Source organism: Mycobacterium sp. ML4 (assembly GCF_054515735.1).
The window spans coordinates 158,297-182,529 of the sequence record NZ_JBTNSY010000002.1 but is presented as its reverse complement, the minus strand read 5'-3'; the positions used below and the strand labels follow the sequence as shown (position 1 = coordinate 182,529).

The 24,233-nt window shown below is 66.5% G+C and carries 24 protein-coding genes and 1 pseudogene; 11 read left to right on the top strand and 14 right to left on the bottom strand.

The window, feature by feature from the left end:
• Window positions 1-2: 2 nt before the first annotated feature.
• Window positions 3-1,373 (bottom strand): hypothetical protein, encoded by a 1,371-nt coding sequence (locus ACX9NE_RS02845; RefSeq protein ID WP_459359893.1) that lies wholly within the window; start codon window positions 1,371-1,373, stop codon window positions 3-5.
• 40 nt (window positions 1,374-1,413) lie between these two features.
• Window positions 1,414-2,202: a (2Z,6E)-farnesyl diphosphate synthase gene (locus ACX9NE_RS02840; protein ID WP_459359894.1), complete on the bottom strand. Its 789-nt coding sequence runs from the start codon at window positions 2,200-2,202 to the stop codon at window positions 1,414-1,416.
• Window positions 2,203-2,346: 144 nt separating this feature from the next.
• Between ACX9NE_RS02840 and trhA the strand changes: the two genes are divergently transcribed.
• The gene (gene trhA / locus ACX9NE_RS02835) at window positions 2,347-3,087 is read left to right on the top strand and encodes a PAQR family membrane homeostasis protein TrhA (RefSeq protein ID WP_459359895.1); all 741 of its coding nucleotides are present in this window, start codon (window positions 2,347-2,349) and stop codon (window positions 3,085-3,087) included.
• A gap of 4 nt (window positions 3,088-3,091) precedes the next feature.
• On the opposite strand, the gene ACX9NE_RS02830 is transcribed toward trhA, so the two are convergent.
• Genes ACX9NE_RS02830 through mca form a run of 4 tightly spaced genes read right to left on the bottom strand, consistent with a single transcriptional unit; the run spans window position 3,092 to window position 6,647 of the window.
• Entirely contained in the window at window positions 3,092-3,475 is a 384-nt protein-coding gene (locus ACX9NE_RS02830; protein WP_459359896.1) for a nuclear transport factor 2 family protein, read from the bottom strand.
• Between the two features lie 13 nt (window positions 3,476-3,488).
• Window positions 3,489-5,501: a thioredoxin domain-containing protein gene (locus ACX9NE_RS02825; RefSeq protein ID WP_459359897.1), complete on the bottom strand. Its 2,013-nt coding sequence runs from the start codon at window positions 5,499-5,501 to the stop codon at window positions 3,489-3,491.
• Window positions 5,488-5,781, bottom strand: a complete 294-nt coding sequence (locus ACX9NE_RS02820; RefSeq protein WP_459359898.1) for a hypothetical protein — start codon at window positions 5,779-5,781, stop codon at window positions 5,488-5,490. Before ACX9NE_RS02820 ends, ACX9NE_RS02825 begins: the two co-directional genes overlap by 14 nt.
• Window positions 5,778-6,647 (bottom strand): mycothiol conjugate amidase Mca, encoded by an 870-nt coding sequence (gene mca / locus ACX9NE_RS02815; RefSeq protein ID WP_459359899.1) that lies wholly within the window; start codon window positions 6,645-6,647, stop codon window positions 5,778-5,780. Before mca ends, ACX9NE_RS02820 begins: the two co-directional genes overlap by 4 nt.
• A gap of 106 nt (window positions 6,648-6,753) precedes the next feature.
• Here mca and ACX9NE_RS02810 point away from each other — a divergent pair, with 106 nt between their 5' ends.
• Together ACX9NE_RS02810 and greA are read left to right on the top strand one after the other, a co-directional pair.
• Window positions 6,754-7,188, top strand: coding sequence for a DUF4307 domain-containing protein (locus ACX9NE_RS02810; RefSeq protein ID WP_459360061.1), 435 nt, complete (start codon window positions 6,754-6,756; stop codon window positions 7,186-7,188).
• A 225-nt stretch (window positions 7,189-7,413) separates the two neighbouring features.
• Entirely contained in the window at window positions 7,414-7,908 is a 495-nt protein-coding gene (greA, locus tag ACX9NE_RS02805) for a transcription elongation factor GreA (protein ID WP_459359900.1), read from the top strand.
• A gap of 71 nt (window positions 7,909-7,979) precedes the next feature.
• Here greA and ACX9NE_RS02800 read toward each other — a convergent pair whose 3' ends face one another.
• From ACX9NE_RS02800 to ACX9NE_RS02785, 4 genes are all read right to left on the bottom strand, one after another.
• Window positions 7,980-9,134 carry a cystathionine gamma-synthase gene (locus ACX9NE_RS02800; RefSeq protein WP_459359901.1) on the bottom strand — a complete coding sequence of 385 codons (1,155 nt, stop codon included), beginning with the start codon at window positions 9,132-9,134 and terminating at the stop codon, window positions 7,980-7,982.
• Between the two features lie 84 nt (window positions 9,135-9,218).
• The gene (locus ACX9NE_RS02795; RefSeq protein WP_459359902.1) at window positions 9,219-9,980 is read right to left on the bottom strand and encodes an RDD family protein; all 762 of its coding nucleotides are present in this window, start codon (window positions 9,978-9,980) and stop codon (window positions 9,219-9,221) included.
• A gap of 79 nt (window positions 9,981-10,059) precedes the next feature.
• Complete coding sequence (locus ACX9NE_RS02790) at window positions 10,060-11,454, bottom strand: cystathionine beta-synthase (RefSeq protein ID WP_459359903.1); 1,395 nt, start codon at window positions 11,452-11,454, stop codon at window positions 10,060-10,062.
• A 51-nt stretch (window positions 11,455-11,505) separates the two neighbouring features.
• Window positions 11,506-12,573, bottom strand: coding sequence for an alpha/beta hydrolase (locus ACX9NE_RS02785; protein WP_459359904.1), 1,068 nt, complete (start codon window positions 12,571-12,573; stop codon window positions 11,506-11,508).
• Between the two features lie 223 nt (window positions 12,574-12,796).
• Here ACX9NE_RS02785 and ACX9NE_RS02780 point away from each other — a divergent pair, with 223 nt between their 5' ends.
• The 3 genes and pseudogenes from ACX9NE_RS02780 (at window position 12,797) to ACX9NE_RS02770 (ending at window position 15,951) form a co-directional block, all read left to right on the top strand.
• The gene (locus tag ACX9NE_RS02780) at window positions 12,797-13,729 is read left to right on the top strand and encodes an SGNH/GDSL hydrolase family protein (protein ID WP_459360062.1); all 933 of its coding nucleotides are present in this window, start codon (window positions 12,797-12,799) and stop codon (window positions 13,727-13,729) included.
• A gap of 44 nt (window positions 13,730-13,773) precedes the next feature.
• Entirely contained in the window at window positions 13,774-14,991 is a 1,218-nt protein-coding gene (locus tag ACX9NE_RS02775; protein ID WP_459359905.1) for an acetyl-CoA C-acetyltransferase, read from the top strand.
• Between the two features lie 106 nt (window positions 14,992-15,097).
• A pseudogene (locus tag ACX9NE_RS02770) lies at window positions 15,098-15,951 on the top strand (endonuclease domain-containing protein).
• A gap of 137 nt (window positions 15,952-16,088) precedes the next feature.
• On the opposite strand, the gene ACX9NE_RS02765 reads toward ACX9NE_RS02770, so the two are convergent.
• Window positions 16,089-16,928 carry a Bax inhibitor-1/YccA family protein gene (locus ACX9NE_RS02765; RefSeq protein WP_459359906.1) on the bottom strand — a complete coding sequence of 280 codons (840 nt, stop codon included), beginning with the start codon at window positions 16,926-16,928 and terminating at the stop codon, window positions 16,089-16,091.
• A gap of 262 nt (window positions 16,929-17,190) precedes the next feature.
• Between ACX9NE_RS02765 and ACX9NE_RS02760 the strand changes: the two genes are divergently transcribed.
• From ACX9NE_RS02760 to ACX9NE_RS02750, 3 genes are read left to right on the top strand one after another with little or no spacing between them, the layout of a single operon-like run.
• Entirely contained in the window at window positions 17,191-18,228 is a 1,038-nt protein-coding gene (locus ACX9NE_RS02760; RefSeq protein ID WP_459360063.1) for an enoyl-CoA hydratase/isomerase family protein, read from the top strand.
• A gap of 12 nt (window positions 18,229-18,240) precedes the next feature.
• Window positions 18,241-19,014 (top strand): enoyl-CoA hydratase, encoded by a 774-nt coding sequence (locus ACX9NE_RS02755; RefSeq protein ID WP_459359907.1) that lies wholly within the window; start codon window positions 18,241-18,243, stop codon window positions 19,012-19,014.
• The gene (locus ACX9NE_RS02750) at window positions 19,011-20,750 is read left to right on the top strand and encodes an alpha/beta hydrolase (RefSeq protein ID WP_459359908.1); all 1,740 of its coding nucleotides are present in this window, start codon (window positions 19,011-19,013) and stop codon (window positions 20,748-20,750) included. Before ACX9NE_RS02755 ends, ACX9NE_RS02750 begins: the two co-directional genes overlap by 4 nt.
• 6 nt (window positions 20,751-20,756) lie before the next feature.
• Here ACX9NE_RS02750 and ACX9NE_RS02745 read toward each other — a convergent pair whose 3' ends face one another.
• On the bottom strand, window positions 20,757-21,170 hold the full coding sequence (locus ACX9NE_RS02745) for a rhodanese-like domain-containing protein (RefSeq protein ID WP_459359909.1): 414 nt from the start codon (window positions 21,168-21,170) through the stop codon (window positions 20,757-20,759).
• On the bottom strand, window positions 21,170-21,733 hold the full coding sequence (locus ACX9NE_RS02740) for a cysteine dioxygenase (RefSeq protein WP_459359910.1): 564 nt from the start codon (window positions 21,731-21,733) through the stop codon (window positions 21,170-21,172). The genes ACX9NE_RS02745 and ACX9NE_RS02740 overlap by 1 nt, the downstream gene beginning before the upstream one ends.
• A 107-nt stretch (window positions 21,734-21,840) precedes the next feature.
• Between ACX9NE_RS02740 and ACX9NE_RS02735 the strand changes: the two genes are divergently transcribed.
• Window positions 21,841-22,275, top strand: coding sequence for a lipoprotein LpqV (locus ACX9NE_RS02735; protein ID WP_459359911.1), 435 nt, complete (start codon window positions 21,841-21,843; stop codon window positions 22,273-22,275).
• 92 nt (window positions 22,276-22,367) lie between these two features.
• Window positions 22,368-23,423 carry a patatin-like phospholipase family protein gene (locus ACX9NE_RS02730; RefSeq protein ID WP_459359912.1) on the top strand — a complete coding sequence of 352 codons (1,056 nt, stop codon included), beginning with the start codon at window positions 22,368-22,370 and terminating at the stop codon, window positions 23,421-23,423.
• An 80-nt stretch (window positions 23,424-23,503) separates the two neighbouring features.
• Here the strand turns inward: ACX9NE_RS02730 and ACX9NE_RS02725 are convergent, their stop codons facing one another.
• Entirely contained in the window at window positions 23,504-23,734 is a 231-nt protein-coding gene (locus ACX9NE_RS02725; RefSeq protein ID WP_459359913.1) for a hypothetical protein, read from the bottom strand.
• Window positions 23,735-24,233: the final 499 nt, after the last annotated feature.

Genomic DNA, 24,233 nt, shown 5'->3' with positions numbered 1-24,233 from the left:
TGTCAGTCGCTGGTGGCGGTGACCCGCCCGCGCAGGTCTGCGGCGATCAACCGGGCCGCCGCGTTCTGCCAATTGTGCAGGGAGCGCTGCGGTACCTCGGTGACCAGCCACTGCCAGGCTTGTCGCGCCGTGGAATCCAGTCCGGCGGCAGTGGCGTTCTGGGCGTAGGCCCGCACACCGACCACATACGGGAAATACAGGCAGTTGTAATACCGCCATTCCTCGGTGGTGCCAAAGTCGCCCCCGTCGCGGGGCTTGAGCCGCGCGATGCCGTCGGCGAGCACCGCCTTGAGTTCGTTGGCACGCTCCACCGGGTGATCGGGTGCGCCCCGGGCGGCCAGCCGCGCATCGATCACCGGCAGAGCGGTTAGCGGGCTCGCGACCAACTTGGTGAGGTCGCCGTAATGACCGAGCGCTCGGCGGGTGAGTCGAACGAACGTGTCGTCGTCGACGTCGACCAGGGGATCGTCCGACCGCAGCGGCAGCGCGGCACCCGCGTCACGCAACGCGGCCCGGTTGGCCCGCAACTCAGGTGATCGGGAGAAGGCCAGCCGGTCCAGCATTCCTGCCAAGGGGTTCGCTAGCACCTGGACGTTGATCGCGATCGCCAGGCTGGTGAACAGCAGCACCGTGAGCGCAGTCTGCGCGGCGGGCTCGGTGCGGGTCACCGCCAGGCCGACCAGCGCCTGACCGCCAAACAGCAAGGAGACTGCTATACAGCCGGCGAATGAGCGCAGCATGTCGGCGCGCAATGCCTGTCCTTCGTCGAAGGCGTCCCACAGGGCCACCGCCACCCCGAGTAGCAGCACATCGAAACCCGTCGACGCTAGCGCAATCCAACTCGGCGCCAGTCCCAGCGGAATGATCAGGATGGCGTTGGCCAACGCGAAAAACAGCGTCGCGATGACCACGGCTCCGGTAACGGGGGCGGGCCGAGCGGGCCGCAGTACGTTGGCGGCCATCGCACCCAACGTGGACACCGAGATGACAGCGAACATCAGCCAGTGCCCTAGCCGCAGTGGACCGGTGACACTGCCGGCCATTGCCGCGGCCAACAGGGTCAGCGCGGCGACACCTGAGATGAGTAACACTTCGCTCGTTCGGCTCCGCGGGCTGTCGGACGGACGGGCCAGTTCGACGAGTACCGCGAACCACGCCACTCCCGGAATCGCGACCAGGTAGACCTCCAACTGGCTGAGCAACTGGGCGTGCGTCACGCTGGTCAAGCGCACCGCGTCCACAGCCACCACCACAGCGAAACCGCACAGCCCGATCGCCGCCAGCACGAGCACCGGCTTGCGCGGGTCACGGGCCAGCAGGTATAGCCCGAGCCAACCGCTGAGCGTGAACACCACCGCCGACAGCGCAGCCATGCAACCAGTGTGTCACGGGCCTATTGCGCGGGCTTCGCAGCTACTTGCCGTACCGGCGGTTGCGCATGCTGTAGTCGCGCAGGGCGCGTAGGAAGTCGACGCGGCGGAAGGCCGGCCAGTGCGCCTCGGTGAACCACATCTCCGAATAGGCGCTTTGCCACAGCAGAAAGCCGGACAGCCGCTGCTCCCCCGACGTCCTGATCACCAGGTCGGGGTCGGGCTGCCCCGAGGTGTAGAGATTTTCCGAGATGCCCTCGACCGTCACCGCCTCGATGAGTTCCTCAGCGGTGGCGCCGTTGGCAAGTTCTTTGCTCAGCAATGCGCGGACCGCGTCGACGATCTCCTGGCGGCCGCCGTACCCGACCGCGACGTTGACGTGAAACGAAGCGTTCTGCGGCGTGGAATCCACCGCTCCGCGCAACCGGCGCGCCTGCGCTTGGCCCAGCAACTCCAAGTCACCGACGGTTCGGACGCTCCAGCGGTTGGCGGGGGCGCAGATCTCCTCGACGACGTCGGTGATGATTTCGATCAGTGCGGCGAGCTCGTCGGGGTCGCGCTGCAGGTTCTCGGTGGACAGCAAATAGACGGTGGCCATCTCGATCCCAGCTTCCTGGCACCATCGCAACATCTCGGCGATCTTGACCGCACCCATCCGATAGCCGACGCTGACGTCGTCATACCCGAGGCTGCGCGCCCACCGCCGGTTCCCGTCGCACAACACCGCGATGTGACGCGGCAGCTCGGATCGCGACGCGGCCAATCCCTGCCGAAGCCGCAGCTCGTACAGCCGGTACAACGGCTCCTTGATCCGCGGCGGGATGATCTCCACGAGGATCCACACTACTGTGACCGATCCGAAATACCGGCTGCCTTTTAGGGCAATATCACGCCGCGTCTACCGGGCCTCTCTCAGGCAGTCCCGCTACCCTGAACGGAGACACCACCGAACTCACAGGGCGGGGCATCAGGAGCAATGAGCAGCCAAACCAGCACGCTCACCAGCACAGAACCAGTATCAGACGGCCCATCACCGGCCAACGCCGCGCACCAGATCGTCGAGGGCGTCGTCAAGGCCCTGCACAAGCCCCGCTTCCGCGGCTGGATCCACGTGTACTCGGCCGGTGCGGCCGTTTTTGCCGGCGCATCGCTGATCGCAGTGTCCTGGGCGCTGGATTCCACCAAGGCCGGCCTGGCGACGATGCTCTACACGTTCGCCACGATCTTTATGTTCGCCGTCAGCGCCACCTATCACCGGGTGAACTGGAAATCAGCCACCGCACGCATGTGGATGAAGCGGGCGGATCACTCGATGATCTTCATCTTCATCGCCGGCAGCTACACGCCCTTTGCGCTACTGGCGCTGCCCGGCCACGACGGGCACGTCGTCCTGGCGATCGTCTGGGGCGGAGCGCTGGCCGGGGTCACCCTGAAGATGCTCTGGCCGACCGCACCGCGCTGGGTGGGCGTGCCACTGTACATCCTGCTGGGCTGGGTCGCGGTCTGGTACACCGGCACAATCCTGCACAACGCCGGGGTGGCGGCCATGGTCTTGCTGTTCGTCGGTGGCGCGCTCTACAGCATCGGCGGGATTCTCTACGCCCTGAAATGGCCCGACCCGTGGCCGTCGACCTTCGGATACCACGAGTTCTTCCACGCCTGCACAGCTGTCGCGGCGATCTGCCACTACATCGCGATGTGGTTCGTGGTCTTCTGACGCCTCAGAGTTGCGTCACGTCCGCCGGTGACCAGTAGGCCTTCATCGCGGCGACTTTCCCGTCGGCATCGAAGACCATCGTCTCGATCGGTTCGATCCGCATCTTGTTGTCGCCGGCGGTGATGGTCAGCCGGAAGTGGAACGCCGCCTCGTTGCCCGAAACGCGCAGGGTGACCAATTCGCACTCGCGCTCTACCCCCGTCACCGACGAGTAGAAACCCTGGATCGCCCGGGTGCCGATGTGCACCTCACCGCCCACCGGGTCCTCGAGGGTGGCGTCGTCGGCATAGAAGGCGGCCAGATCTTCGGCGCTGCCGCTGGTCACCGCGGCGATGTAGCGGTGGACCGTGTCGGTGATCGCTTGGGTCCTGTCGGCGCTGTTCGGCATGTGACGCACGCTACTACCCGGGTACACCCAGGGCGTCCGCGAGTTGGTCCGCGCTGGTGACCGGCAGGTCGCAGACGCGGCCCCGGCACAGGTAGGCGGCATCGGCCCCGGCCACCAGGTCGCGTCCGGCCAGCAGCGGCGACGAATCCGGCGCACCCCCAACGACGATCGCCCCGCCGGGTGCCAGCCGCCGGGCATCGGTGAGCAACGGCGACGGCGGGCCGGTGCAGGCGACCGCGATCTGCAGCGGCCCGCGCACCGCGGCTTCGGCCACGGCAAGCCAGTGTCCTGCCGAGCGCGGGGCGCGTGCCAGCAGCACCGAATGCGCGTCCAGCGTCTGCCCGGCCAGGTCGAGATAGCGCTCGGCGCGATCGCCCTCCACCAGGTGCGCCGCGGTAAGCAGCGCTTCGGCGATCGACGACGCGCCCGAGGGGGTGGCCCCGTCAAGCGGGTCGGCGGGGCGCAGCACGAGTTGCTCGGCATCGTCGGCGGTGTCGAACCAGCGACCGGGTCGTTGTGGATCCGCAAAATGCTGGACCGCAGCGTCGAGCAGGCCGGTTGCCGAGGCCAGCCACGCCTCGTCGGAGCTCGTTTGGTACAGCGCCAGCAATCCGGTGGTCAACATCGCGTAATCCTCCAGGATGCCCGCACTGTCTCCGACCACCCCGCCCAGACTCGCCCGCCGCAGCCGCCCCTGGACGACATGCAGATTCAGCAACGCCGTCGCGCAGCGCCGGGCGGCGCGCGCCAACTCCGGATCATCCAGTGCCACGCCGGCTTCGGCGAGCGCAGTGATCGCCAACCCGTTCCAGGAGGTGACGACCTTGTCGTCGCGTCCGGGCTGTACCCGGGTGAGCCGGGCGGCGTGCAACGCAGCCCGGGCGCGTTGCAGGCGTGCGGGATCGTCAGGATCGCTGAGCAACTGCAGCACCGATGCGCCGTGCTCGAAGGAGCCCACTCGCGACACACCGAAAACTGTTGCAGCCCAACGACCTTCGTTGAGTCCCAGCACCTCGGTCAGCTGCGCCGGTGTCCAGATGTAGGTCGATCCCTCGCGGCCGTCCGCATCGGCATCCAACGACGACGTGAACATGTCCCCGTCGGCCAGGTCGTCAAGCAGAAATCGCGCCGTCTGCGCGGCGACCCGTCGGGCCAGCCGGTCCCCGGTCCGGCGCGCCCAGTGTGCGTAGGCGCGCAGCAGCAGCGCGTTGTCGTAGAGCATCTTCTCGAAATGCGGTACCACCCAGGCACTGTCGACGCTGTAGCGGGCAAAGCCGCCGGCGAGTTGGTCGTAGATGCCGCCGCGCGCCATCGCACTGCCGGTATGCGCCACGGCCCGCAGCGCTTCGCGCGAGCCGGTGCGTTCGTAGTTGCGCAGCAAGCCCTCGAGCAGCGCCGACGGCGGAAATTTCGGAGCGGTGCCGAAGCCGCCGTGCACCCGGTCCTGATCGCGCAATACGGCCGCGACGGCGCCGTCACACAACTGGGGTGCGATCGCCGGTCCGGGACCCGGTAACGCCGACGCCATCGAGCGCAATTCCCCGGCGATGTGACGCGACGCGTCCTCGACCTCTGCACGGCGTTGCATCCACGCCTCGGTGATAGCCGAAAGTAGTTGGAGAAAAGCCTCTTTGGGATAGTAGGTACCACAGAAGAACGGCCGACCGTCCGGGGTGAGGAAGCACGTCATCGGCCAGCCGCCGTGTCCGGTCAGCGCGACGGTAGCGTTCATGTAGACCGAGTCGATGTCGGGGCGCTCTTCCCGGTCCACCTTGATGCAGACGAACCCGGCGTTCATGACGGCGGCCACCTCGTCGTCTTCGAACGATTCGTGGGCCATCACGTGGCACCAGTGGCAGGCCGCGTAGCCGATGGACAGCAGGACCGGCACGTCGCGCTCCGCCGCATCGGCGAGTGCTTCCGGACTCCACTGCCGCCAGTGCACCGGGTTGTCGGCGTGCTGGCGCAGATAGGGACTGGTGGCCTGCCCGAGGGTGTTGGTCCCGGACGGCTCAGCCAGGCTCATGAGCCGAGCCGGGAGGCCGCTTCCCGTCGGAGTCGGGGCTGGTGCGCTCGCCTCCGCCGATCACGTCAGTGCCCTCGTCGGCGGCCTGATCGGGCTCGGGGTGCTCGCGATCGAACGACTCCGGGACCTTCCTCAGCTGCCGGTTCATCGAACGAACGAGAAACACGGTGGCGACGACGAGCAACACGACCACCACCAGTCCGAGGGGACTGGCCTTCCCGAAGTCCGGCCCGTTGTTCTTCGGACCGGCAGCAATCACGCTGAGCAGAAAGTGATTCACGGTTCCTCGATCCCCTCGAACAGATCCGTCTCAGGCAGGCGGGCGGGTACCCGCGAACGGGCCAGCTCGAACTCCTCGGTCGGCCAGAGCCGCTCCTGCCATTCGATCGGCGCGGCGAAGAATTCGGCGTTCGGGTCGATCTGGGTGGCATGCGCGATGAGCGCGTCGTCGCGCTGACCGAAATACGCCGAGCACTCCACGCGGGTGGTCACGCGCTTCTCGAAGTGGTCGTGTTCGGGCAGCCAGTGCTCGAGCCACTTCGCGAACGGACCTTCCTGTCCGTGCTTGGCGAACTCGTCCTGCAGCAGCTGCATGCGGGCCCGCAGGAATCCGTGTACGTAGTACAGCTTGGACACCGACCAGGGCTCCCCCGCGTCTGGAAACCGTCGATAGTCGGCGGCAGCCTCGTAGGCACTGACGGACACCTCGTGGCAGCGGATGTGATCGGGGTGCGGGTAGCCGCCGTTCTCGTCGTAGGTGATCATCACGTGCGGCTGGAACTCCCGTACCACCCGCACCAGCGCTTCGGTGGACTCTTCCAGCGGCACCAGGGCGAAGCAGCCTTGCGGTAACGGTGGTGGCGGGTCGCCCTTGGGCAGGCCTGAGTCGATGAAACCCAGCCATTGGTGTTCGACGCCCAGGATCTCCGCGGCCTTGGCCATCTCGTCCCGGCGGATCTCGTGGATGTGTCCGTGCACGTCAGGCAGGTCCATCGCCGGGTTCAGGATCTCACCGCGCTCGCCGCCCGTCAGCGTCACCACCATGACGCGATGGCCCTCATCGGCATAACGCGCCAGCGTCGCGGCACCCTTGCTGGATTCGTCGTCGGGGTGGGCATGCACCGCCATCAACCGCAGTTTGCTCACGAGCTCCCTTGTATCTCCGTCCGTTGGCCGCCCACCGACCGTGTGAGTGCCTCCTATACTTCCAGTTCTCCTGTACCCCACAACTCCCGAGGGCATGACTGAGCACGTGAGCGAAGATTCCGCCTCCCGGCCCGCCGCACGCTACGGCCGCACTCGGCTGTCCCGGGGATCACGGCGCCGCGTCGTCATCGGCCTCACCGTGCTGGTCCTTGCGGCGGGAGTCGGCATCGCCCTGTTGGCCTACCGGCAGATCGGCACGGGCCCGGTCAAAGGCACGCTGGCCGGCTATCAGGTGATCGACGACGAGACGGCATCGGTGACGATCAGCGTCTACCGCGCCGATCCCTCGCGCCCGGTGGACTGCGTCGTGCGGATCAGGGCCAACGATGGCAGCGAGACCGGTCGCCGGGAGGTGCTGGTGCCCCCCGCGGATCAGAACACCGTCCTGGTCACCACGACATTGAAATCGAGCAAGCCACCGGCGATGGCCGACGTATACGGCTGTGGCACAGACGTACCCGCATATCTGCGGTCGCCATAGCCGCTTTGCAAAACGCCGAACTGCGGATATGTGAGTCATCTACTGTTTGCGCGGTGGTAACATCGGTGAATGCACGGTCCTGCCTGGGACCGTGTATTGCTGCATTAAAGGCCGTGAGAAGAACGGAGTGGCAGCACCCGGGGTGGGGACGCGCAGACTTCCCTCGACGAGGGACCACCAAGCCGCGCGAATACGCGGAAGAACGAACACAAGGAGCGCCACGAGATGACGGACACTCAGGTGACCTGGTTGACCCAGGAGTCACATGACCGACTCAAGGCCGAGCTCGACCAGCTGATCGCGAATCGTCCGGTGATCGCCGCGGAAATCAACGACCGCCGCGAAGAGGGCGACCTGCGCGAGAACGGTGGATATCACGCGGCCCGCGAGGAGCAGGGCCAGCAGGAGGCCCGTATCCGTCAGCTGCAGGACCTGCTCAACAATGCCAAGGTCGGCGAGGCGCCCAAGCAGTCCGGCGTGGCGCTGCCGGGTTCGGTGGTGAAGGTGTACTACAACGGTGACAAGGACGACACCGAGACCTTTTTGATCGCCACCCGCCAGGAGGGTGTGAACGACGGGAAGCTCGAGGTGTATTCGCCGAATTCACCGCTGGGCGGTGCGCTGATCGACGCCAAGGTCGGGGAGACGCGCAGCTACAAGGTGCCCAGCGGCAACACCGTCTCCGTCACGTTGGTCAGCGCGGAGCCGTACCACTCCTGACTGACCGCGAGCAGTCGCAAACTCGCACTGATCGCGTCATCTGCGTGCTATTTCGCGTCTGCTGGCGGTGATCAGCCCAGCGCCTGCTCCAGGTCCGCCAGTAGATCAGCGACGTCCTCGATTCCGACTGACAGCCGAACCAGGTCGTCGGGAACTTCCAGCTGCGAACCGGCCGTGGAGGCATGCGTCATGGCACTGGGGTGCTCGATCAGTGATTCCACCCCACCCAGCGACTCGGCGAGAATGAAGACGCTGGTCTTGGCGCACAATTTCTCGGCAGCAGCCCGCCCGGCCCGCATCCGCACCGAGACCATGCCGCCGAAACCGCGCATCTGCCTGGCGGCGACCTCGTGCCCACGATGGCTGGGCAGACCCGGATACAGCACGGTGCTCACCGCCGGATGGCCGGCCAGGAATTCCGCCACCGCCGCGGCATTTTCGCTGTGCCGCTGCATCCGCAGCACCAGAGTCTTCAGGCCGCGCATGGTGAGGTAGGCGTCGAAGGGACCGGGCACCGCGCCGGCGCCGTTCTGCAAAAAAGCGAACGCCTGGTCCAGTTCCTCGTCGTTGGTCACCAACGCGCCGCCGACCACGTCGGAGTGTCCGCCGATGTACTTGGTGGTCGAATGCAACACCACGTCGGCACCCAACGTCAACGGCTGCTGCAGCGCGGGCGAAGCAAAAGTGTTGTCCACCAACACTTTCACCGAATGCTCCGCCCCCAGTTGAGCAATCCCGCCGATGTCGGCGATCGACAGCAACGGGTTGGTGGGCGTCTCGACCCAGATCAGTTTCGTGCGCGAGGTGATCGCGGCGCGCACCGCGTCCAGGTCCGACAACGCCGCCGGCGTGTATCCGACGCCCCATCGGGTGAATACCTTGTCGACCAAGCGGAAAGTTCCGCCGTAGGCATCGTCGGGGATGACGAGGTGGTCGCCGGGACGAAGGATGGCCCGCAACGCACAGTCGGTGGCGGCCATGCCGGAACTGAAAGCCCGCCCGCACGTACCGCCCTCAACCGCCGCCAGCGAGGCCTCGAGCGCGGCCCGAGTCGGGTTGCCGGTGCGGGCGTATTCGAATCCTCCACGCAGGCCGCCGACGCCGTCCTGGGCGAAGGTGCTGCTGGCATAGATCGGGGCGTTGACGGCGCCGGTGGCCGGATCGGGACGGTAGCCGGCGTGGATGGCCTTGGTGGCCAGCCCGGTAAACGTGGGATCGTCGCTCATCGACTGCCAGCCTAATCGCCGCGCTGACGACCGCCACCCCGGCCACAGCTGACCGGGCCGGGGCGACTTGCGTCAATCGCCTCGTTATGCAGCGATTTTGCCGCCCTCGGATTCCAATGGCAGGCAGACGGTCGTCATGATCTTATCGGCCAGCGTCTGGCGCTTTTTGTCCCACAGCGGGAACAGGAAGCCGACATAACAGGGGATCATGTCAACGATGTGCGCGAGCTGCCGAACGACCGACATGCCGAATCCGATCGGCTCTCCGGTGACTTCGCTGACCACCTTGAACTTCAGGATCGACTTGCCGATGCTCGAGCCCGTGGTGCCTTGCCTGTAGCCGTAGTTCCAGACCACATAGGCCAGGATCACCAGCGTCGCCAGCCCCTGGGCCAGGAAGCCGAGGATGGAGTCCTCGGTGTAGCAGTACTGCGCGACGCTGTACTGATTGACGCTGGTCACGCACGACTCCTGTTGGGTGACGAGAGCGATCACCAAGGCGATGCCGTACACGACGATGACCGGCACCACGTCGATGAGGTAGGCGAGCACCCGGGTAAGCCACGGCGTGTAGGACTCCGAGGGCAACTCGCGGATGGCCGGCCCCGGCGGCGGCGGCGCGTAGCCGCCGGCGGACGGAGGGGGCGGCGGGTAGCCCCCCGCGGGAGGAGGCGGCGGTGGAGGAGGTGGCGCGGAGCCCCCTACCGACGGAGCGAAGTCACCACTGCTGCCGGGTGGGGGCGGCGGGGACGGCGGCAGATGTCCGCCGGACGGCGCTGCACCGGATGAGCTCGGCGGCGTGGGCGGTGGGGAATAAGGCCCGCCGGGCGGCGGCTGATCGGTCATTGGGCAACCTTCCAACGCGGGGTTTGCTGAACTAAGCCGGTTACAGTACCCGAGCGCTGCGCCCCGCATCACAGCCGCACTAGCGGCGGCGGGTTCCCTCGGACAGGAAGCCCAACAGGTCGTAGCGAGTGATCACCCCGACGGGTTTACCTTCCTCGACCACCATCAGCGCATCCTGATCCCGCAGCGCCTTGCCGGCCGCGCTGACAAGTTCGCCGGCCCCGATCAACCGCAACGGTGGGCTCATGTGCTGGGAGACCGCATCGGCCAGCTTCGCACGGCCTTCAAAGACCGCCGAGAGCAGTTCCCGCTCCGAGACACTGCCGGCGACCTCCCCGGCCATCACCGGCGGCTCTGCCCCCACGACCGGCATCTGCGACACCCCGTACTCGCGCAGGATCCCGATGGCATCACGCACCGTCTCTGACGGATGGGTGTGCACGAGGTCAGGCAGGGCACCGGACTTGCGGCGTAACACGTCGCCGACCGTGGACTCCTCGGCCGAGCCGTCCAGCCTGCTGCGCAGGAAACCGTAGGACGACATCCAAGCGTCGTTGAAGATCTTGGCCATGTAGCCGCGACCGCCGTCCGGCAGGAGCACCACGATCAGTGCGTCCGGGCCGGCCTGTTCGGCCACCTTGAGCGCGGCGACGACTGCCATCCCGCACGACCCGCCGACCAGCATCGCTTCCTCGCGGGCAAGCCGTCTGGTCATGTCGAACGAGTCGGAGTCCGAGACGGCGATGATCTCGTCGGGCACCGACGGGTCATAGGCGGCCGGCCAGAAGTCCTCACCGACGCCCTCGACGAGGTAAGGCCGACCGGTGCCGCCCGAATACACCGACCCCTCCGGGTCGGCGCCGATGATGCGCACCCGCCCGTCGGAGACCTCTTTGAGGTAGCGGCCCGCGCCGGTGATCGTGCCGCCGGTGCCGATGCCGGCGACGAAGTGGGTCACCCTGCCGTCGGTGTCATTCCAGATCTCGGGCCCGGTGGTCGCGTAGTGGCTGGCCGGCCCCTCGGGGTTGGAGTACTGGTCGGGTTTCCAGGCCCCGTCGATCTCGCGGACCAGTCGGTCCGAGACGCTGTAATAACTGTCCGGATCGTTCGGCGGCACCGCCGTCGGGCATACCACCACCTCGGCGCCGTAGGCCTGCAACACGTTTCGCTTGTCTTCCCCGACTTTGTCAGGGCACACGAACACACACTTGTAGCCGCGCCGCTGGGCAACCAGGGCAAGCCCGACACCGGTATTGCCCGACGTCGGTTCGACGATGGTGCCCCCCGGTCGCAGCGCGCCGCTCGCTTCGGCGGCGTCGATCATCCGCTCGGCGATGCGGTCCTTGGAGCTGCCACCCGGGTTGAGGTATTCCACCTTCGCCGCCACGACACCGGCGCCGTCGGGGACGACGGAGTTCAGCCGAACCAATGGCGTGCCGCCGATGAGGTCACTGAGGTGCTGCGCAATCCGCATGCGCCTATCGTCGCAGGCGGTGTCGGACGGCGCACGAGCGCTATCCGGGTGCTATCCGGTGGCTTCGCGGATGTACTCGCCGATCTGACGCAACGAACGGGCGGCCTCCGGCAGCAGCGGCCCCGCTACCTGGAAGTCGTGCACCTGCCCCGGCCACACTCGCACCTCGGCCGGCACCCCGGCCGCCGCCAGCCTGCTCGCCGCCAACTGCGCGTCGTGCAGCAGTACCTCGGACCCGGACACGTGAATCAACGTGCGCGGCAAGCCCGGCTCGATGTGGTCCAACGGCTCGTAAACCGCTTCCGGTTTCCCGTCCACGGTGTTCTTCGCGGCACAGCTAGCAACCAAAGCACCAAGCGCATCGAAGGCCCTCGAGGGGAACATCGCGTCCGTTTTGATGTTGGGATGCGCCTGCTTATCTTCCTTTGCCAGCTGCAGCAACGGCGAGATCGCGACGAGGGCTGCCGGCTCCTCGCCCTCGCGTTGCAAACGCTGCGCCAGCGAGAGCGCGAGGTACCCGCCGGCAGAGTCACCGGCGAGCACAATCTGGTCCGGTTCGTAGCCCAACAGCCGCAGCCAGCGGTACCCGTCGTGACAGTCGTCCAGCGCCATCCCGATTGAGTGCTTGGGCATCAGCCGGTAGTTGACAACGAGAATGGGCGCGTCAGCAAACTTGGAGAGGGATTCGACCAGCCGACCGTGCGAGTTTGCTCCGCAGGTCAGGAACGCTCCGCCGTGGAGGTAGAGCACCACCCGCCGGGTGCCGTCGGCCGGCAGTACCCCTGCCGCCCGAACCAACTGCGCCGACGCGTTTGGCAGGGTTACTTCGGCTCTCACGGTGCTGGTCGCGGGCAACAGCACGCGCGCAGCGTGGTCGATCAGTCCCCATGGCCAAGGCAAATGAGGCACATAGCTGCCAGCCGCCAAAACCGGCCGAATTGTCACACGCGATGCCAGCGTGGCTAACCGCGCAGCGACACTCGGACCAGCTTCGAGAACCTCGACTGGCGCACCGTCACTGATCGCGAACCTGCGGGCTTCGAGTCTACGAGCCTTCAGCGCGTCGCGTGGGCGAATGGCGACTCTCGGAGAGCCAGATACCTTTCCGGGTGCAGTCATGCTCAACACTTCCTACGCCGTTGTAGTCCGATACAGCATGCGACGAAGAAGCTGAGCTATCCGTTCAGTCAACCTCGCAGACTTAGCTTGACAGTCCTTTACCCACTCAACATCCACTTAATCAGTTTCGATACCACATCTGTTTCACACCGTAACCGCTTTGTTTGTCAGCTACCCCCGAAATCAGCACAACCGTCCTAAACTAGTGCACGTGGGCGTGCATGTGCCGCGGCGTTCGACGATCGCTCTGGCCACAGCGGGTGCACTCGCCTCGACGGGCTCGGCCTATCTGGGCGCACGCAACCTGCTGGTTGGCCAGGCGATGCATGTGCGTACCGTGATCCCCAAATCCTGGGACCCGCCGCCGCGGGCAGACGGCGTCTACACCCGGGATGGCGGACCGGTGCAGCGGTGGCGATACGGCACACCGTTCGATCTGCACCTGATGATCTTCGGCGACTCGACCGCGACGGGTTACGGGTGCGCCACCGCCGAGGAGGTGCCGGGCGTGGTCATCGCCCGCAGGCTCGCCGAGCAGAGCGGCTTGCGAATCAGGCTGAGCACCAAAGCTATTGTCGGTGCCACGTCCAAGGGCGTGCTGGGTCAGGTCGACGCAATGTTCGTCGCTGGGCCGCCGCCGGATATCGCGGTGATCATCATCGGCGCGAACGACATCACCGCGCTCAACGGCATTGGACCGTCGGCGCAGCGGCTGGGCACCTCGGTGCGCAAGCTGCGCAACCGGGGAGCGACCGTGGTGGTCGGCACCTGCCCGGATTTCGGGCTCATTACCGCGATCCCGCAGCCCCTGCGCTCCGTGGCGCGCACCCGCGGCCTCCAGCTCGCCCGGGCTCAGGCCGCGGCCGTCACCGCGGCCGGTGGTGTGCCGGTTCCCCTGGCCCATCTCCTGGCACCGAAATTCCGCGAGATGCCCGAATTGATGTTCTCCTCCGACCGCTACCACCCCTCGGCCGCCGGCTATGCCGAGGCGGCCGAACAATTGCTGGCGGCGCTGTGCGAAGCATTGAGCGAGAAGATCCCCGTGCTGGCTCGCCCGACCCCGGTACCGGTCGCTGCCGCCCGGCGAACCATCGTGTCGCGGTTGTGGCCCCGCACGTCGCCGGCGCGTGCGACCGCCGCGGCTGCCTCCGGGTAAGGCGCGTTAGGCTCGGCTTCGCACACCCCACCCGAGGAGCCGTCATGCCGGAAGCCGTCATCGTTTCAACTGCCCGCTCGCCGATCGGCCGCGCCATGAAGGGGTCGCTGATCAGCATGCGGCCCGACGATCTGGCCGCCCAGATGGTACGTGCCGCGCTCGACAAGGTACCCGCGCTCAACCCCCACCAGATCGATGACCTGATCATGGGTTGCGGCCAGCCCGGCGGTGAGTCCGGCTTCAACATCGCTCGGGTAGTCGCCGTGGCGCTGGGGTACGACTTCCTGCCGGGCACCACCGTCAACCGTTACTGCTCGTCGTCGCTGCAGACCACCCGGATGGCTTTCCACGCGATCAAGGCCGGCGAGGGCGACGTCTTCGTCTCCGCCGGAGTGGAGACTGTGTCCCGCTTCGGCAAGGGCAACGCCGACGGGTGGCCAGACACCAAGAATCCGCTCTACGACGCCGCCCAGGAACGCACCACCACCGCCGCCGCGGGAGCCGAGGAATGGCACGACCCCCGCGCCGACGGGACCGTGCCCGACATCTACATCGCGATGGGCCAGACCGCCGAGAATGTCGCCTTGCTGACGGGCATCTCCCGGGAGGACCAGGACCACTGGGGCGTGCGCAGTCAAAACCGGGCCGAGGAAGCGATCAAGAGCGGCTTCTTCGAGCGGGAGATCTCCCCGGTCACCCTGCCCGATGGTTCGACGGTCAGCACCGATGACGGCCCACGAGCCGGGACGACGTACGAGAAGATCAGTGAGCTCAAGCCGGTGTTCCGGCCCAACGGTACGGTTACCGCGGGCAACGCCTGCCCGTTGAACGACGGTGCCGCGGCGGTGGTGATCACCAGCGACGTCAAGGCCAAAGAACTTGGTCTCAAACCGCTGGCGCGCATCGTGTCCACCGGGGTCAGCGGCCTGTCGCCCGAGATCATGGGCCTCGGCCCGATCGAGGCCACCAAGCAGGCGCTGGCCCGGGCCGGGATGTCGGTGTCCGACATCGACCTGTTCGAGATCAACGAGGCCTTCGCGGTGCAGGTGCTCGGCTCGGCGCGGGAGCTGGGCATCGACGAGGACAAACTCAACGTCTCCGGTGGGGCCATTGCACTGGGCCACCCGTTCGGCATGACCGGTGCCCGAATCACCGCCACGCTGCTGAACAACCTGACGACACATGACAAGACGTTCGGGTTGGAAACCATGTGCGTCGGCGGCGGCCAGGGCATGGCGATGGTGATCGAGCGGCTCTCCTAGCCGCTTTCCGGCGTTGAGCCTGCGCTGAGGGCGGGGGCTACTCGCAATTCGTCGCCCACACCGCAGAACCAACAGCGGTGTCGGTGCCGACAGCCACCATGTCGGCATGAACAGCGCGCGGCAACCGTTCATCGGCGGTGAGGCGCTGGCCGACGGAATCCTGACCCGGCATGAGCTGCGCAGGTGCTACCGCGCGATCATGCCAAATGTTTACCTGGACAAGCGGGTCGAGCCGACGCTGCGACAACGCACAACGGCGGCGTGGTTATGGTCGCGGCGGCAGGCGGTGATTGCCGGCACATCGGCGTCGGCGATGCACGGCTCCAAGTGGATTGATCAGGCGGCGCCGATCGAGTTGATCTGCCGGAACGCGAGGACACGCAGCGCGTCATCGCGCGTGAAGAGCTCTTGCTGGGTGGCGAAATCCAATCGCTAGAGGGACTGTCGGTGACGACTCCGGAGCGGACGGCATTCGATATTGGTCGGCGAGGGCCCTTCGGTCACGCCGTCGCCAATCTCGACGCGCTCGGCGCCGCGACAGACTTCAAGGTGCCCGACGTCTGCGAGTTGGCAGCGCGCCATCCACGCGTGCGAGGCTTGCGTCAACTCGAAGCCGCACTGGAACTAGTGGACGCCGGAGCTCAATCACCACGAGAGACCTGGCTGCGCTTGCTGCTGGTAAACGCTGGCTTTCCGAGGCCTCAGACGCAGATACCCGTGCTGGGCCGCGACGGCTTCCCCCGCTACTTCCTCGATATGGGTTGGGAGGAAATCAAGGTGGCTGCCGAATACGACGGCGACCAGCATTGGACCGACCCAACCCAGTACGCGCGGGACGTCGACCGGCAGGACTACATCGCCGGAGTCGGATGGATCGTCATCCGTGTAGTCAGCCGCCACCGACCCAGCGACGTGATTCGTCGAGTCAAGTGCGCATGGGATGCCCGGACGACGGGTTGATTCTGCGGCCAGGACGACAAACCGCGAGTAAGCAACAGCCTCAACGCAGACCCAACGCCGAACGACCCGCAGCCCCCCAACACGCCGGACAAGAAAAAAGCCGGCACCGGAGGGTGCCGGCTTTGCCCGTCGAGGGTTTAGTCGTTCTGCAGATAACTCAGCAGCCGCAGAATTTCCAGGTACAACCAGACCAGCGTCACCGTCAGGCCCAGTGCGATACCCCAGGCAGCCTTGTCCGGCGCACCTGCGCGAATCATCTGGTCGGCCGCGTCGAAGTCGATGAGGAAGCTGAAGGCTGCGATACCGATGCAGACCAGCGAGAAGATGATCCCGATCGGTCCGGCACTGCGCAGGCCAAGACCCTCACCGCCGCCGACATGGAACATCGCCAGCACGAAGTTACCCAGCATCAGCACCAGCACGCCGAACATCGCGGCGACGAGCATGCGGGTGAACCTCGGAGTGACCCGGATCGCGCCGGTCTTGTAGACGACCAGCATGCCGAAGAACACGCCGAGGGTGCCGAGCACCGCCTCCCCGATGAGCATGCCGGCATTCGCCGAGCCCACCGAGAAGTTGGCGAGAAGGAAGGAGATCGCGCCGAGGAACAACCCCTCCAGCGCGGCATAGCTGAGCACGATCGCCGGGTTGTCCTGCTTGCGCCCCAGCGTGGCGATCAGCACCAGGCCCAACCCACCGAAGGCGCCGACCATGGTCAGCGGCATCGCCAGGCTCAAGTTGGCCGCGACCAGGAAATAGGACACGATCGCGGTGGCCGAGAGCATCGCCAGCGTCAGACCGGTCTTGGTGACGACGTCGTCGATGGTGAGCGGGCGCGAGACGCGAGCCTCACGCCCCTGCTGGTAGGGCGCGTAGGGGTCAGCCGGATAGCCCGCCTGAACACCGGGGCCGAATTGCGCGTATCCGCCCGCCTGCTTGGGCAGCGAACGAAATACCGGGTTACTTGTCTCCCGCACCGTCGGATCCTCTCTCAAATGCTATGGCTTCGAACGTGCGAACAATCGCTCAACGAGTGGCGGTCCGCCCGAGTTCCCTGCGGAGCTGCTGCTTTGTGGTCAGTACCGGACCCGTATAGCTCGTGTGGGCCACCCTAAACCTTAGCCCCGGGGACATCGCCGGGCGAGTCACGATCTAGATTGCTCGTCAAACTCATGGCCCGACTGATCCGGGCTGGGGCGGATTGCGGCGGAGGGGAGAGACGAGCGCATGACTGAGGCCGTGACCGGAGAATCCGACGAAGTCCTGACCCGCGTCGTCGACGGAGTCGGCTACGTGACCCTCAACCGGCCCAAGGCCATCAACTCGCTGAACCAGACGATGGTGGACATCCTCAGCACCGTGCTCATCAGGTGGGGCCGCGACGACGCGGTGCGCGCGGTGGTGCTTACCGGCGCCGGCGAGCGCGGACTGTGTGCCGGCGGCGACGTGGTCGCCGTCTATCACAGCGCGCGCAAGGACGGGGCCGATGCGCGGCGGTTCTGGCGCGACGAGTACCTGATGAACGGATTGATCGGGCGGTTTACCAAGCCATACGTGGCGGTGATGGACGGCATCGTGATGGGCGGTGGCGTCGGCGTCAGCGCACATGGCAACACCCGGGTGGTGACCGACACCTCGAAGGTGGCGATGCCCGAGGTGGGCATCGGCTTCATCCCCGACGTCGGCGGTGTATTCCTGCTGTCTCGCGCACCCGGCAAGCTGGGTCTGCATGCCGCGCTCACCGGCGCGCCGTTCAGCGGTGCCGACGCCATCGCGCTGGGATTTGCTGATCATTACCTGCCCCACAGCGAGCTCGACGCGTTCACCGCGGCGGTCGCCACCAACGGCGTCGAGGGCGCACTGGCCAAGCACGCGATCGAACCACCACCGAGCGAGCTTGCGGCGCAACGGGAATGGATCGACGAGTGCTACTCGGCCGACAGCGTGATCGATATCGTGGCTGCACTGCGGGACCATGACAGCCCAGCCGCGCACGACGCCGCCGATCTGATCGGCACCCGCTCCCCCATCGCACTCTCGGTGACTTTCGAGGCGGTGCGCCGCGCTGCCGAGCTAAAAACGCTGGATGATGTTCTGGTGCAAGACTATCGGGTCTCGTCGGCGTCGCTGCGCTCGCACGACTTGGTGGAGGGCATTCGCGCCCAACTGGTCGATAAGGACCGCAATCCGAAGTGGTCGCCGGCATCGCTGGCCGAGGTCACCGTGGCCGACGTCGCAGCATACTTCGCGCCCGTCGACGACGACCTGACGTTCTAGGAGGTAACACCCGTGCCGTACGAAACCATCCTGGTCGAACGCGAAGAGCGAGTCGGCATCATCACGCTGAACCGGCCCAAGGCGCTCAACGCCCTCAATAGTCAGGTGATGAACGAAGTCACCAGCGCTGCAACGGATTTGGATGGCGATCCAGGCATCGGGGCGATCGTCATCACCGGTTCGGCCAAGGCTTTCGCCGCCGGTGCCGACATCAAGGAGATGGCCGGGCTGTCGTTCGCCGACGCCTTCGGCGCCGATTTCTTCGCCACCTGGGGCCGGCTGGCCGCCGTGCGCACGCCCACGATCGCGGCGGTCGCCGGGTACGCCCTCGGCGGCGGCTGCGAGCTGGCGATGATGTGCGACCTGTTGATCGCCGCCGACACAGCGAAATTCGGGCAACCGGAGATCAAGCTCGGCGTTATTCCCGGCATGGGCGGATCGCAGCGCCTGACCCGGGCAATCGGCAAGGCCAAGGCGATGGACCTCATCCTGACCGGACGCACCATCGACGCGGCGGAAGCCGAACGCAGCGGCCTGGTTTCGCGGGTGGTACCCGCCGACGACTTGCTCGCCGAGGCCAAGGCGGTCGCGGCCACCATCTCGCAGATGTCCCTGCCGTCGGCCCAGATGGCCAAAGAGGCGGTTAACCGCGCCTTCGAATCGACTCTGGCCGAGGGACTTCTGTACGAGCGCCGGCTTTTCCACTCGACATTCGCCACCGACGATCAGTCCGAGGGCATGGCGGCCTTCATCGACAAGCGGCCGCCCGACTTCACCCACCGATGACCAAGTCCCCAACGGTAGCCTCCGAGCAAGACACGTCGGAACCCACCGACGCCGCGGAAAACGCACCCTGGTGGCACCGGTATCGCGGCCGCTGGTGGGTCCGCCACTACACCTACACCGGGACCCTGTTCGGCCTGATCTTCGTATGGCTGTCGCTGACGCCGTCGCTGTTGCCCCGCGGTCCCCTGTTCCAGGGAGTGGTCAGCGGGTGCTCGGGCGCCATCGGATACGGCCTGGGCGTGTTCGCCGTGTGGCTGGTCCGGTACATGCGCTCGCAAGACTCCAGCCCCCCTGCGCCGCCGTGGGTTTGGCCGCCACTTATCGGCGTCGGCGCGATCGGGATCGTCGTCATGGCGATCCGTTTCCACGTCTGGCAGGACGAAGTACGCGACATGATGGGCGTCGAGCACCTGAAGTGGTACGACTACCCGCTGACCGCGGCATTGTCGGTGATCGTGCTGTTCTCGTTGGTCGAGATCGGCCAGCTCATTCGGCGGGTGGTCATTCTGCTTGTGGGACAAGTGGATCGGATCGCGCCTTTCCGGGTGTCGGCGACCATCGTGGTGATCGGGCTGATCGTGCTGACGATCAGCTTGCTCAACGGCGTCGTGCTCAAATTCGCGATGCGATCGATGAACGGCAGTTTCGCCGCCGTCAACAATGAGATGGAGCCCGGCTTCAGCGCACCGACGTCCAAGTTGCGCTCCGGCGGGCCGGGTTCACTGGTGTCATGGGAGTCGCTGGGGCATCAGGGCCGGATCTTCGTCGAGGGTGGGCCTCCGGTCAGCAAGTTGACCGCCTTCAACGGGATCCCGGCCATCGAACCGATCCGGGCTTACGCGGGGCTGAAATCCGCTGAAGACATCGACGCAACGGCCGACCTGGCGGCTCAGGAACTGCTGCGGACCGGTGGCCTGCAACGAGCGGTCGTCGCGGTGGCAACGACCACCGGCACCGGCTGGGTCAATGAGGCCGAAGCTTCGGCGCTGGAATACATGTACAACGGCAACACCGCGATCGTGAGCATGCAGTACTCGTTCCTGCCCAGCTGGCTGTCGTTCCTGGTGGACAAGGAGAACGCGCGGCACGCCGGCCAGGCGCTGTTCGAAGCCGTCGACAAGCTGATCCGGCAGATGCCGGAGTTCAAGCGGCCCAAGCTCGTCGTCTTCGGCGAGAGCCTGGGATCGTTCGGCGGTGAAGCGTCGTTCATGAGTCTCAACAACGTTCTGGCTCGCACTGACGGCGCATTGTTCAGCGGGCCGACGTTCAACAACACCATCTGGACACAGCTGACCGCCAACCGAGATAAAGGTTCCCCGGAGTGGCTGCCGATCTACGAGGACGGCCACAACGTCCGTTTCGTTGCCCGGCCCGAGAACCTCGACCGGCCGCAGGCGCAGTGGGGCCACCCGAGGGTGGTGTACCTGCAGCACGCCTCCGACCCGATCGCCTGGTGGACGCCCGACCTGTTGTTCAGCGAACCGGACTGGCTGCGTGAGAAGCGGGGCTACGACGTCCTGCCCGGCACCCACTGGATCCCTCTGGTGACGTTCCTGCAGGTCTCGGCCGACATGGCGGTCGCAGTCGACGTCCCCGACGGCCATGGTCACCGCTACGTCGCCAACTGTGCCGACGGCTGGGCGGCCGTGCTGTCACCGCCAGGCTGGACGCCCGACAAGACGGCGAAACTGCGCCCGCTTCTGCACGCCGACTCGACAGCGGGCACCTCGGGGTAGCGGCTGCTAGGCCGGCACGGACTCCCGGGCCTGCAGTAGCCGCATGGTCTCGGCCAGCACACCCTCGGCGACCAACGCGTGATAACCCCCCACCACGTCCGTCGCCCGGTGCAACCCCAGATCCAGCAGCGCCGCCGCGGCCAGACTCGAGGTGTAACCCTCCGAACACAGGATCACCCACTCGACGTCGTCGCCGGCGGCCTGCGGGAGCCGGGCGTCACTGGTCGGGTCGCAACGCCATTCCAGGACGTTCCGCTCGATCACCAACGCGCCGGGGACTTCACCCTCGCGGGCCCGCTGAGCGGCGGGCCTGATGTCGACCAGCACCGCTCCCCGCCGCACCGCCGCAGGCACCTGCGCGGCGGACAGCCGCCGATAGCGCTCGCGGGCCGCGTCCAATATCCGCTCGATCCGGCTCATCACGGTCCTTCGGGTTGATCGGTCAGTTCGGTGCGCTGACGGCGCAGCGTGTTGCGCTCGGTGACGTCGTAGTAGGACATGGCGGTCAACGGCGGCGAGTAGGCGTGCACACTCAACGTCGGCTGCACGGGCGCCGGTGCCGCAGTGGCCGCAGAGCGCGGCGCCCACACCACGTCGTGCACCCACCCCAGCGGAAACCCCGCCTGGTCACCAGCTTCCAGCCGGCGGCGGCGCAAACGCCTTCCATCCCAACGAAATTCGTTCAGCGATCCGGAAAGCACGGTCAGCGCACCGAGCGAGCCGCCATGGTCGTGCAATTCGGTGGCATGCCCGGGAACCCAGCTGATCAACCAGATGTCGAGTTCTTCGTCGCCGTGGATCCGGGTGAACCAACGTTCGGTTTCGGGCACACCGCCCATCGGCAGCAGGTAATCGCAACGACCGCTGAGGACGTCATCGGCGGCCTGATCGGTGGCGTGCAGCAGATCGGACACCCGAAGCCGGGTAGGCCCCGAACTGGGAGGGGTCAGCGTGGGATAGGGACGAGCAAGGGCGGTAGCCATGGAAGAACTCCGGGGTGTGAAGCTGAATCGGGCAAGCGGCGGCGCGTCAGGGCCGACAACACTCGCAAAATCCGAACCGTTCCATCACGACGACAGTGTTGCATAGATTGAGACCCGTGGGCGGGCGTCGGGCGTGGGCAGTGCTGCTTGGCGCACTGGCATGCGTGCCGGCCTTCGCCGGGTGCTCACACGGCGGGGGCAGCGGCAAGACCACGTCCTCGCCGGCCCGTTCGGCGACCTCCACCAGTTTGCTGCCTCCGGGAGCCATCGGCGTCTCGCCCGGCGGCGTGACGACGCGCGTCGACGCCCCCGCGGAGTCGACAGAAGAAGAGTATTTCCAGGCCTGCCACGCCGCGAAGGTGTGGATGGACTCCCAGGGTGGCGCCGGCGAGGCGCAGATCGAGCCGTACCTTCACATGGTTCAAGCATCCGCATCAGGGCTTGCGGGCAGCTTCAACAAGCGCTGGGTGGAGCTCGGCCCGGAGCGTCAGGCGGCCGTTATCGTCGCCGCGCAGGCCGCCGGCCGCGGCGAATGCGGTTGACGCTCCCCGCCGGCTGTGCGAGTTGAAATCACGGCTGCACAAAACCCTCGGCCGGTTCCTGCCGGCAATGTCGCGCCAAGCAGAATAAAGGGATGTCCGGACCAATCCCCCTGCGCCCGCGCGCGTCCTCTGGAAGCCGCGTCGCGTTGGCGCTGGGCAGCGGCGGCGCCCGCGGTTACGCGCACATCGGCGTGATCCAGGAGCTGCGCGAGCGGGGCTACGAGATCGTGGGCATCGCCGGGTCTTCCATGGGCGCCTTGGTGGGCGGCGTGCAGGCGGCCGGGCGGTTGAACGAACTCGCGGACTGGGCCAAGTCGCTGACCCAACGCACCATCCTCCGGTTGCTCGATCCCTCGCTGACTGCGGCGGGAGTGCTGCGGGCGGAGAAAATCTTGGACGCGGTACGCGACATCCTCGGCCCGGTCACGATCGAGCAACTGTCGGTCCCCTACACCGCGGTGGCCACCGATCTCCTGGCCGGCAAATCGGTATGGTTTCAGCGCGGCCCGCTGGACGAGGCGATCCGGGCATCCATCGCAATCCCCGGCGTGATCGCCCCGTGCGAAGTCGGCGGACGGCTACTCGCCGACGGGGGCATCCTGGACCCGCTGCCGATGGCGCCGATTGCGGCCGTCAACGCCGACCTGACCATCGCGATCAGCCTCAACGGCAGCGAACCGGGTGCCATCCGCGACGCCGAACCGGGGATGACCGCCGAATGGCTGAACCGCATGGTGCGCAGCACCACGGCGCTGCTCGACACCAGTGCCGCCAAGTCGCTGCTGGATCGGCCGACGGCACGGGCGGTGCTGAGCCGATTCGGGGCGACGCCGCCGGATTCGGACGACTGGTCAGAGTCCGGCGCTCAAGATGGCGATGAAGATGCGCCCGAAATGCCCAAGCTCGGCAGCTTCGAGGTGATGAACCGGACGATCGACATCGCCCAGTCGGCGCTGGCCCGTCACACGCTGGCGGCCTATCCGCCCGACCTCCTGATTGAAGTGCCGCGCACCACCTGCCGCAGTCTGGAATTTCACCGCGCGGTCGAAGTCATTGCTGTGGGCCGCACTTTGGCAGCCCGCGCGCTGGACTCTTTTGAAAATGCCGGCGATGAGGAATCGCAGCCACCTGCAATCGAGGGCTCGTAATCCCGTCGCGGCTGCGGAGAATCACCGCCCGAATTGCGCATGAGATCGGGCCACGGTCCGAGCAGCGTCATGCCGGGCGGTCAGGCGCGTTTGCGACCCGGCCCGGTGTGGGTGGCAGCTTTGCGTTGCAGCTCGGCGATAAGGTCGGACGGGTGCAGTTGCTCGGCTAGCCGGGTCAGCGCCAGCCGGACCACTGCGCTGCGGGTGGCATCCACTCGCGGTTTGGCGAAACGCGCTGCGGTGCGCACGGTTTCGAGAAAAGTATCGGTGGGTTCGTCGAGGTAGATCGAGACCTTCGTCAACTCGTTCACCGGCGCCGGCGGCGACGGTGCGGGTGGCCGCGGCGCTGGCGTGACCGCGGTCGGCAGCGGCACGGCTGCGCGCGGCGGTATTGATGGCCGCGCCAGACCCGGGTTCGGCATGGGCGGACGCCCGCGGTACTGCGTCGCCGGACCCGCGTTATGCTGCGGAGAAACATTTCGCACAGTCACGCCGTACGTCATCACAGTTTCCTCTCGTGAATTTGAAAAATCATTGCCGCAGCGGTTCGGTACTAAAGAATTATGGCGCTGCGATTCGCTAGATATAACACGTCGCAGATCGGCCGTACAACCGACATAAAGGCCCGAATTGGCGAATCAAGCCGGATTACACACCGATTCAACGATTACTCAACATTCTTCGTCGTTTTCCGGTCATCCGCCGCACAGCCGAAACCAGGAGCGCATGTGACCGTCACGGACGGCATCATCGGCAGGCAATGATCGGCGATGTCGATCTGGTGATGGGTCCTTCTCCGAGACCCTTTGC

What these genes read in the sequence shown, in the direction of transcription:
- ACX9NE_RS02775 (WP_459359905.1), top strand. Translation starts at nt 13,774, where the DNA reads ATGCCGGAAGCCGTCATCGTTTCAACTGCCCGCTCGCCGATCGGCCGC.
- ACX9NE_RS02745 (WP_459359909.1), bottom strand. Translation starts at nt 21,170, where the DNA reads ATGAGCCGGATCGAGCGGATATTGGACGCGGCCCGCGAGCGCTATCGG.
- ACX9NE_RS02740 (WP_459359910.1), bottom strand. Translation starts at nt 21,733, where the DNA reads ATGGCTACCGCCCTTGCTCGTCCCTATCCCACGCTGACCCCTCCCAGT.
- ACX9NE_RS02750 (WP_459359908.1), top strand. Translation starts at nt 19,011, where the DNA reads ATGACCAAGTCCCCAACGGTAGCCTCCGAGCAAGACACGTCGGAACCC.
- ACX9NE_RS02790 (WP_459359903.1), bottom strand. Translation starts at nt 11,454, where the DNA reads ATGCGGATTGCGCAGCACCTCAGTGACCTCATCGGCGGCACGCCATTG.
- ACX9NE_RS02730 (WP_459359912.1), top strand. Translation starts at nt 22,368, where the DNA reads ATGTCCGGACCAATCCCCCTGCGCCCGCGCGCGTCCTCTGGAAGCCGC.
- ACX9NE_RS02845 (WP_459359893.1), bottom strand. Translation starts at nt 1,373, where the DNA reads ATGGCTGCGCTGTCGGCGGTGGTGTTCACGCTCAGCGGTTGGCTCGGG.
- trhA (WP_459359895.1), top strand. Translation starts at nt 2,347, where the DNA reads ATGAGCAGCCAAACCAGCACGCTCACCAGCACAGAACCAGTATCAGAC.
- ACX9NE_RS02800 (WP_459359901.1), bottom strand. Translation starts at nt 9,134, where the DNA reads ATGAGCGACGATCCCACGTTTACCGGGCTGGCCACCAAGGCCATCCAC.
- ACX9NE_RS02830 (WP_459359896.1), bottom strand. Translation starts at nt 3,475, where the DNA reads ATGCCGAACAGCGCCGACAGGACCCAAGCGATCACCGACACGGTCCAC.
- greA (WP_459359900.1), top strand. Translation starts at nt 7,414, where the DNA reads ATGACGGACACTCAGGTGACCTGGTTGACCCAGGAGTCACATGACCGA.
- ACX9NE_RS02825 (WP_459359897.1), bottom strand. Translation starts at nt 5,501, where the DNA reads ATGAGCCTGGCTGAGCCGTCCGGGACCAACACCCTCGGGCAGGCCACC.
- ACX9NE_RS02795 (WP_459359902.1), bottom strand. Translation starts at nt 9,980, where the DNA reads ATGACCGATCAGCCGCCGCCCGGCGGGCCTTATTCCCCACCGCCCACG.
- ACX9NE_RS02785 (WP_459359904.1), bottom strand. Translation starts at nt 12,573, where the DNA reads ATGACTGCACCCGGAAAGGTATCTGGCTCTCCGAGAGTCGCCATTCGC.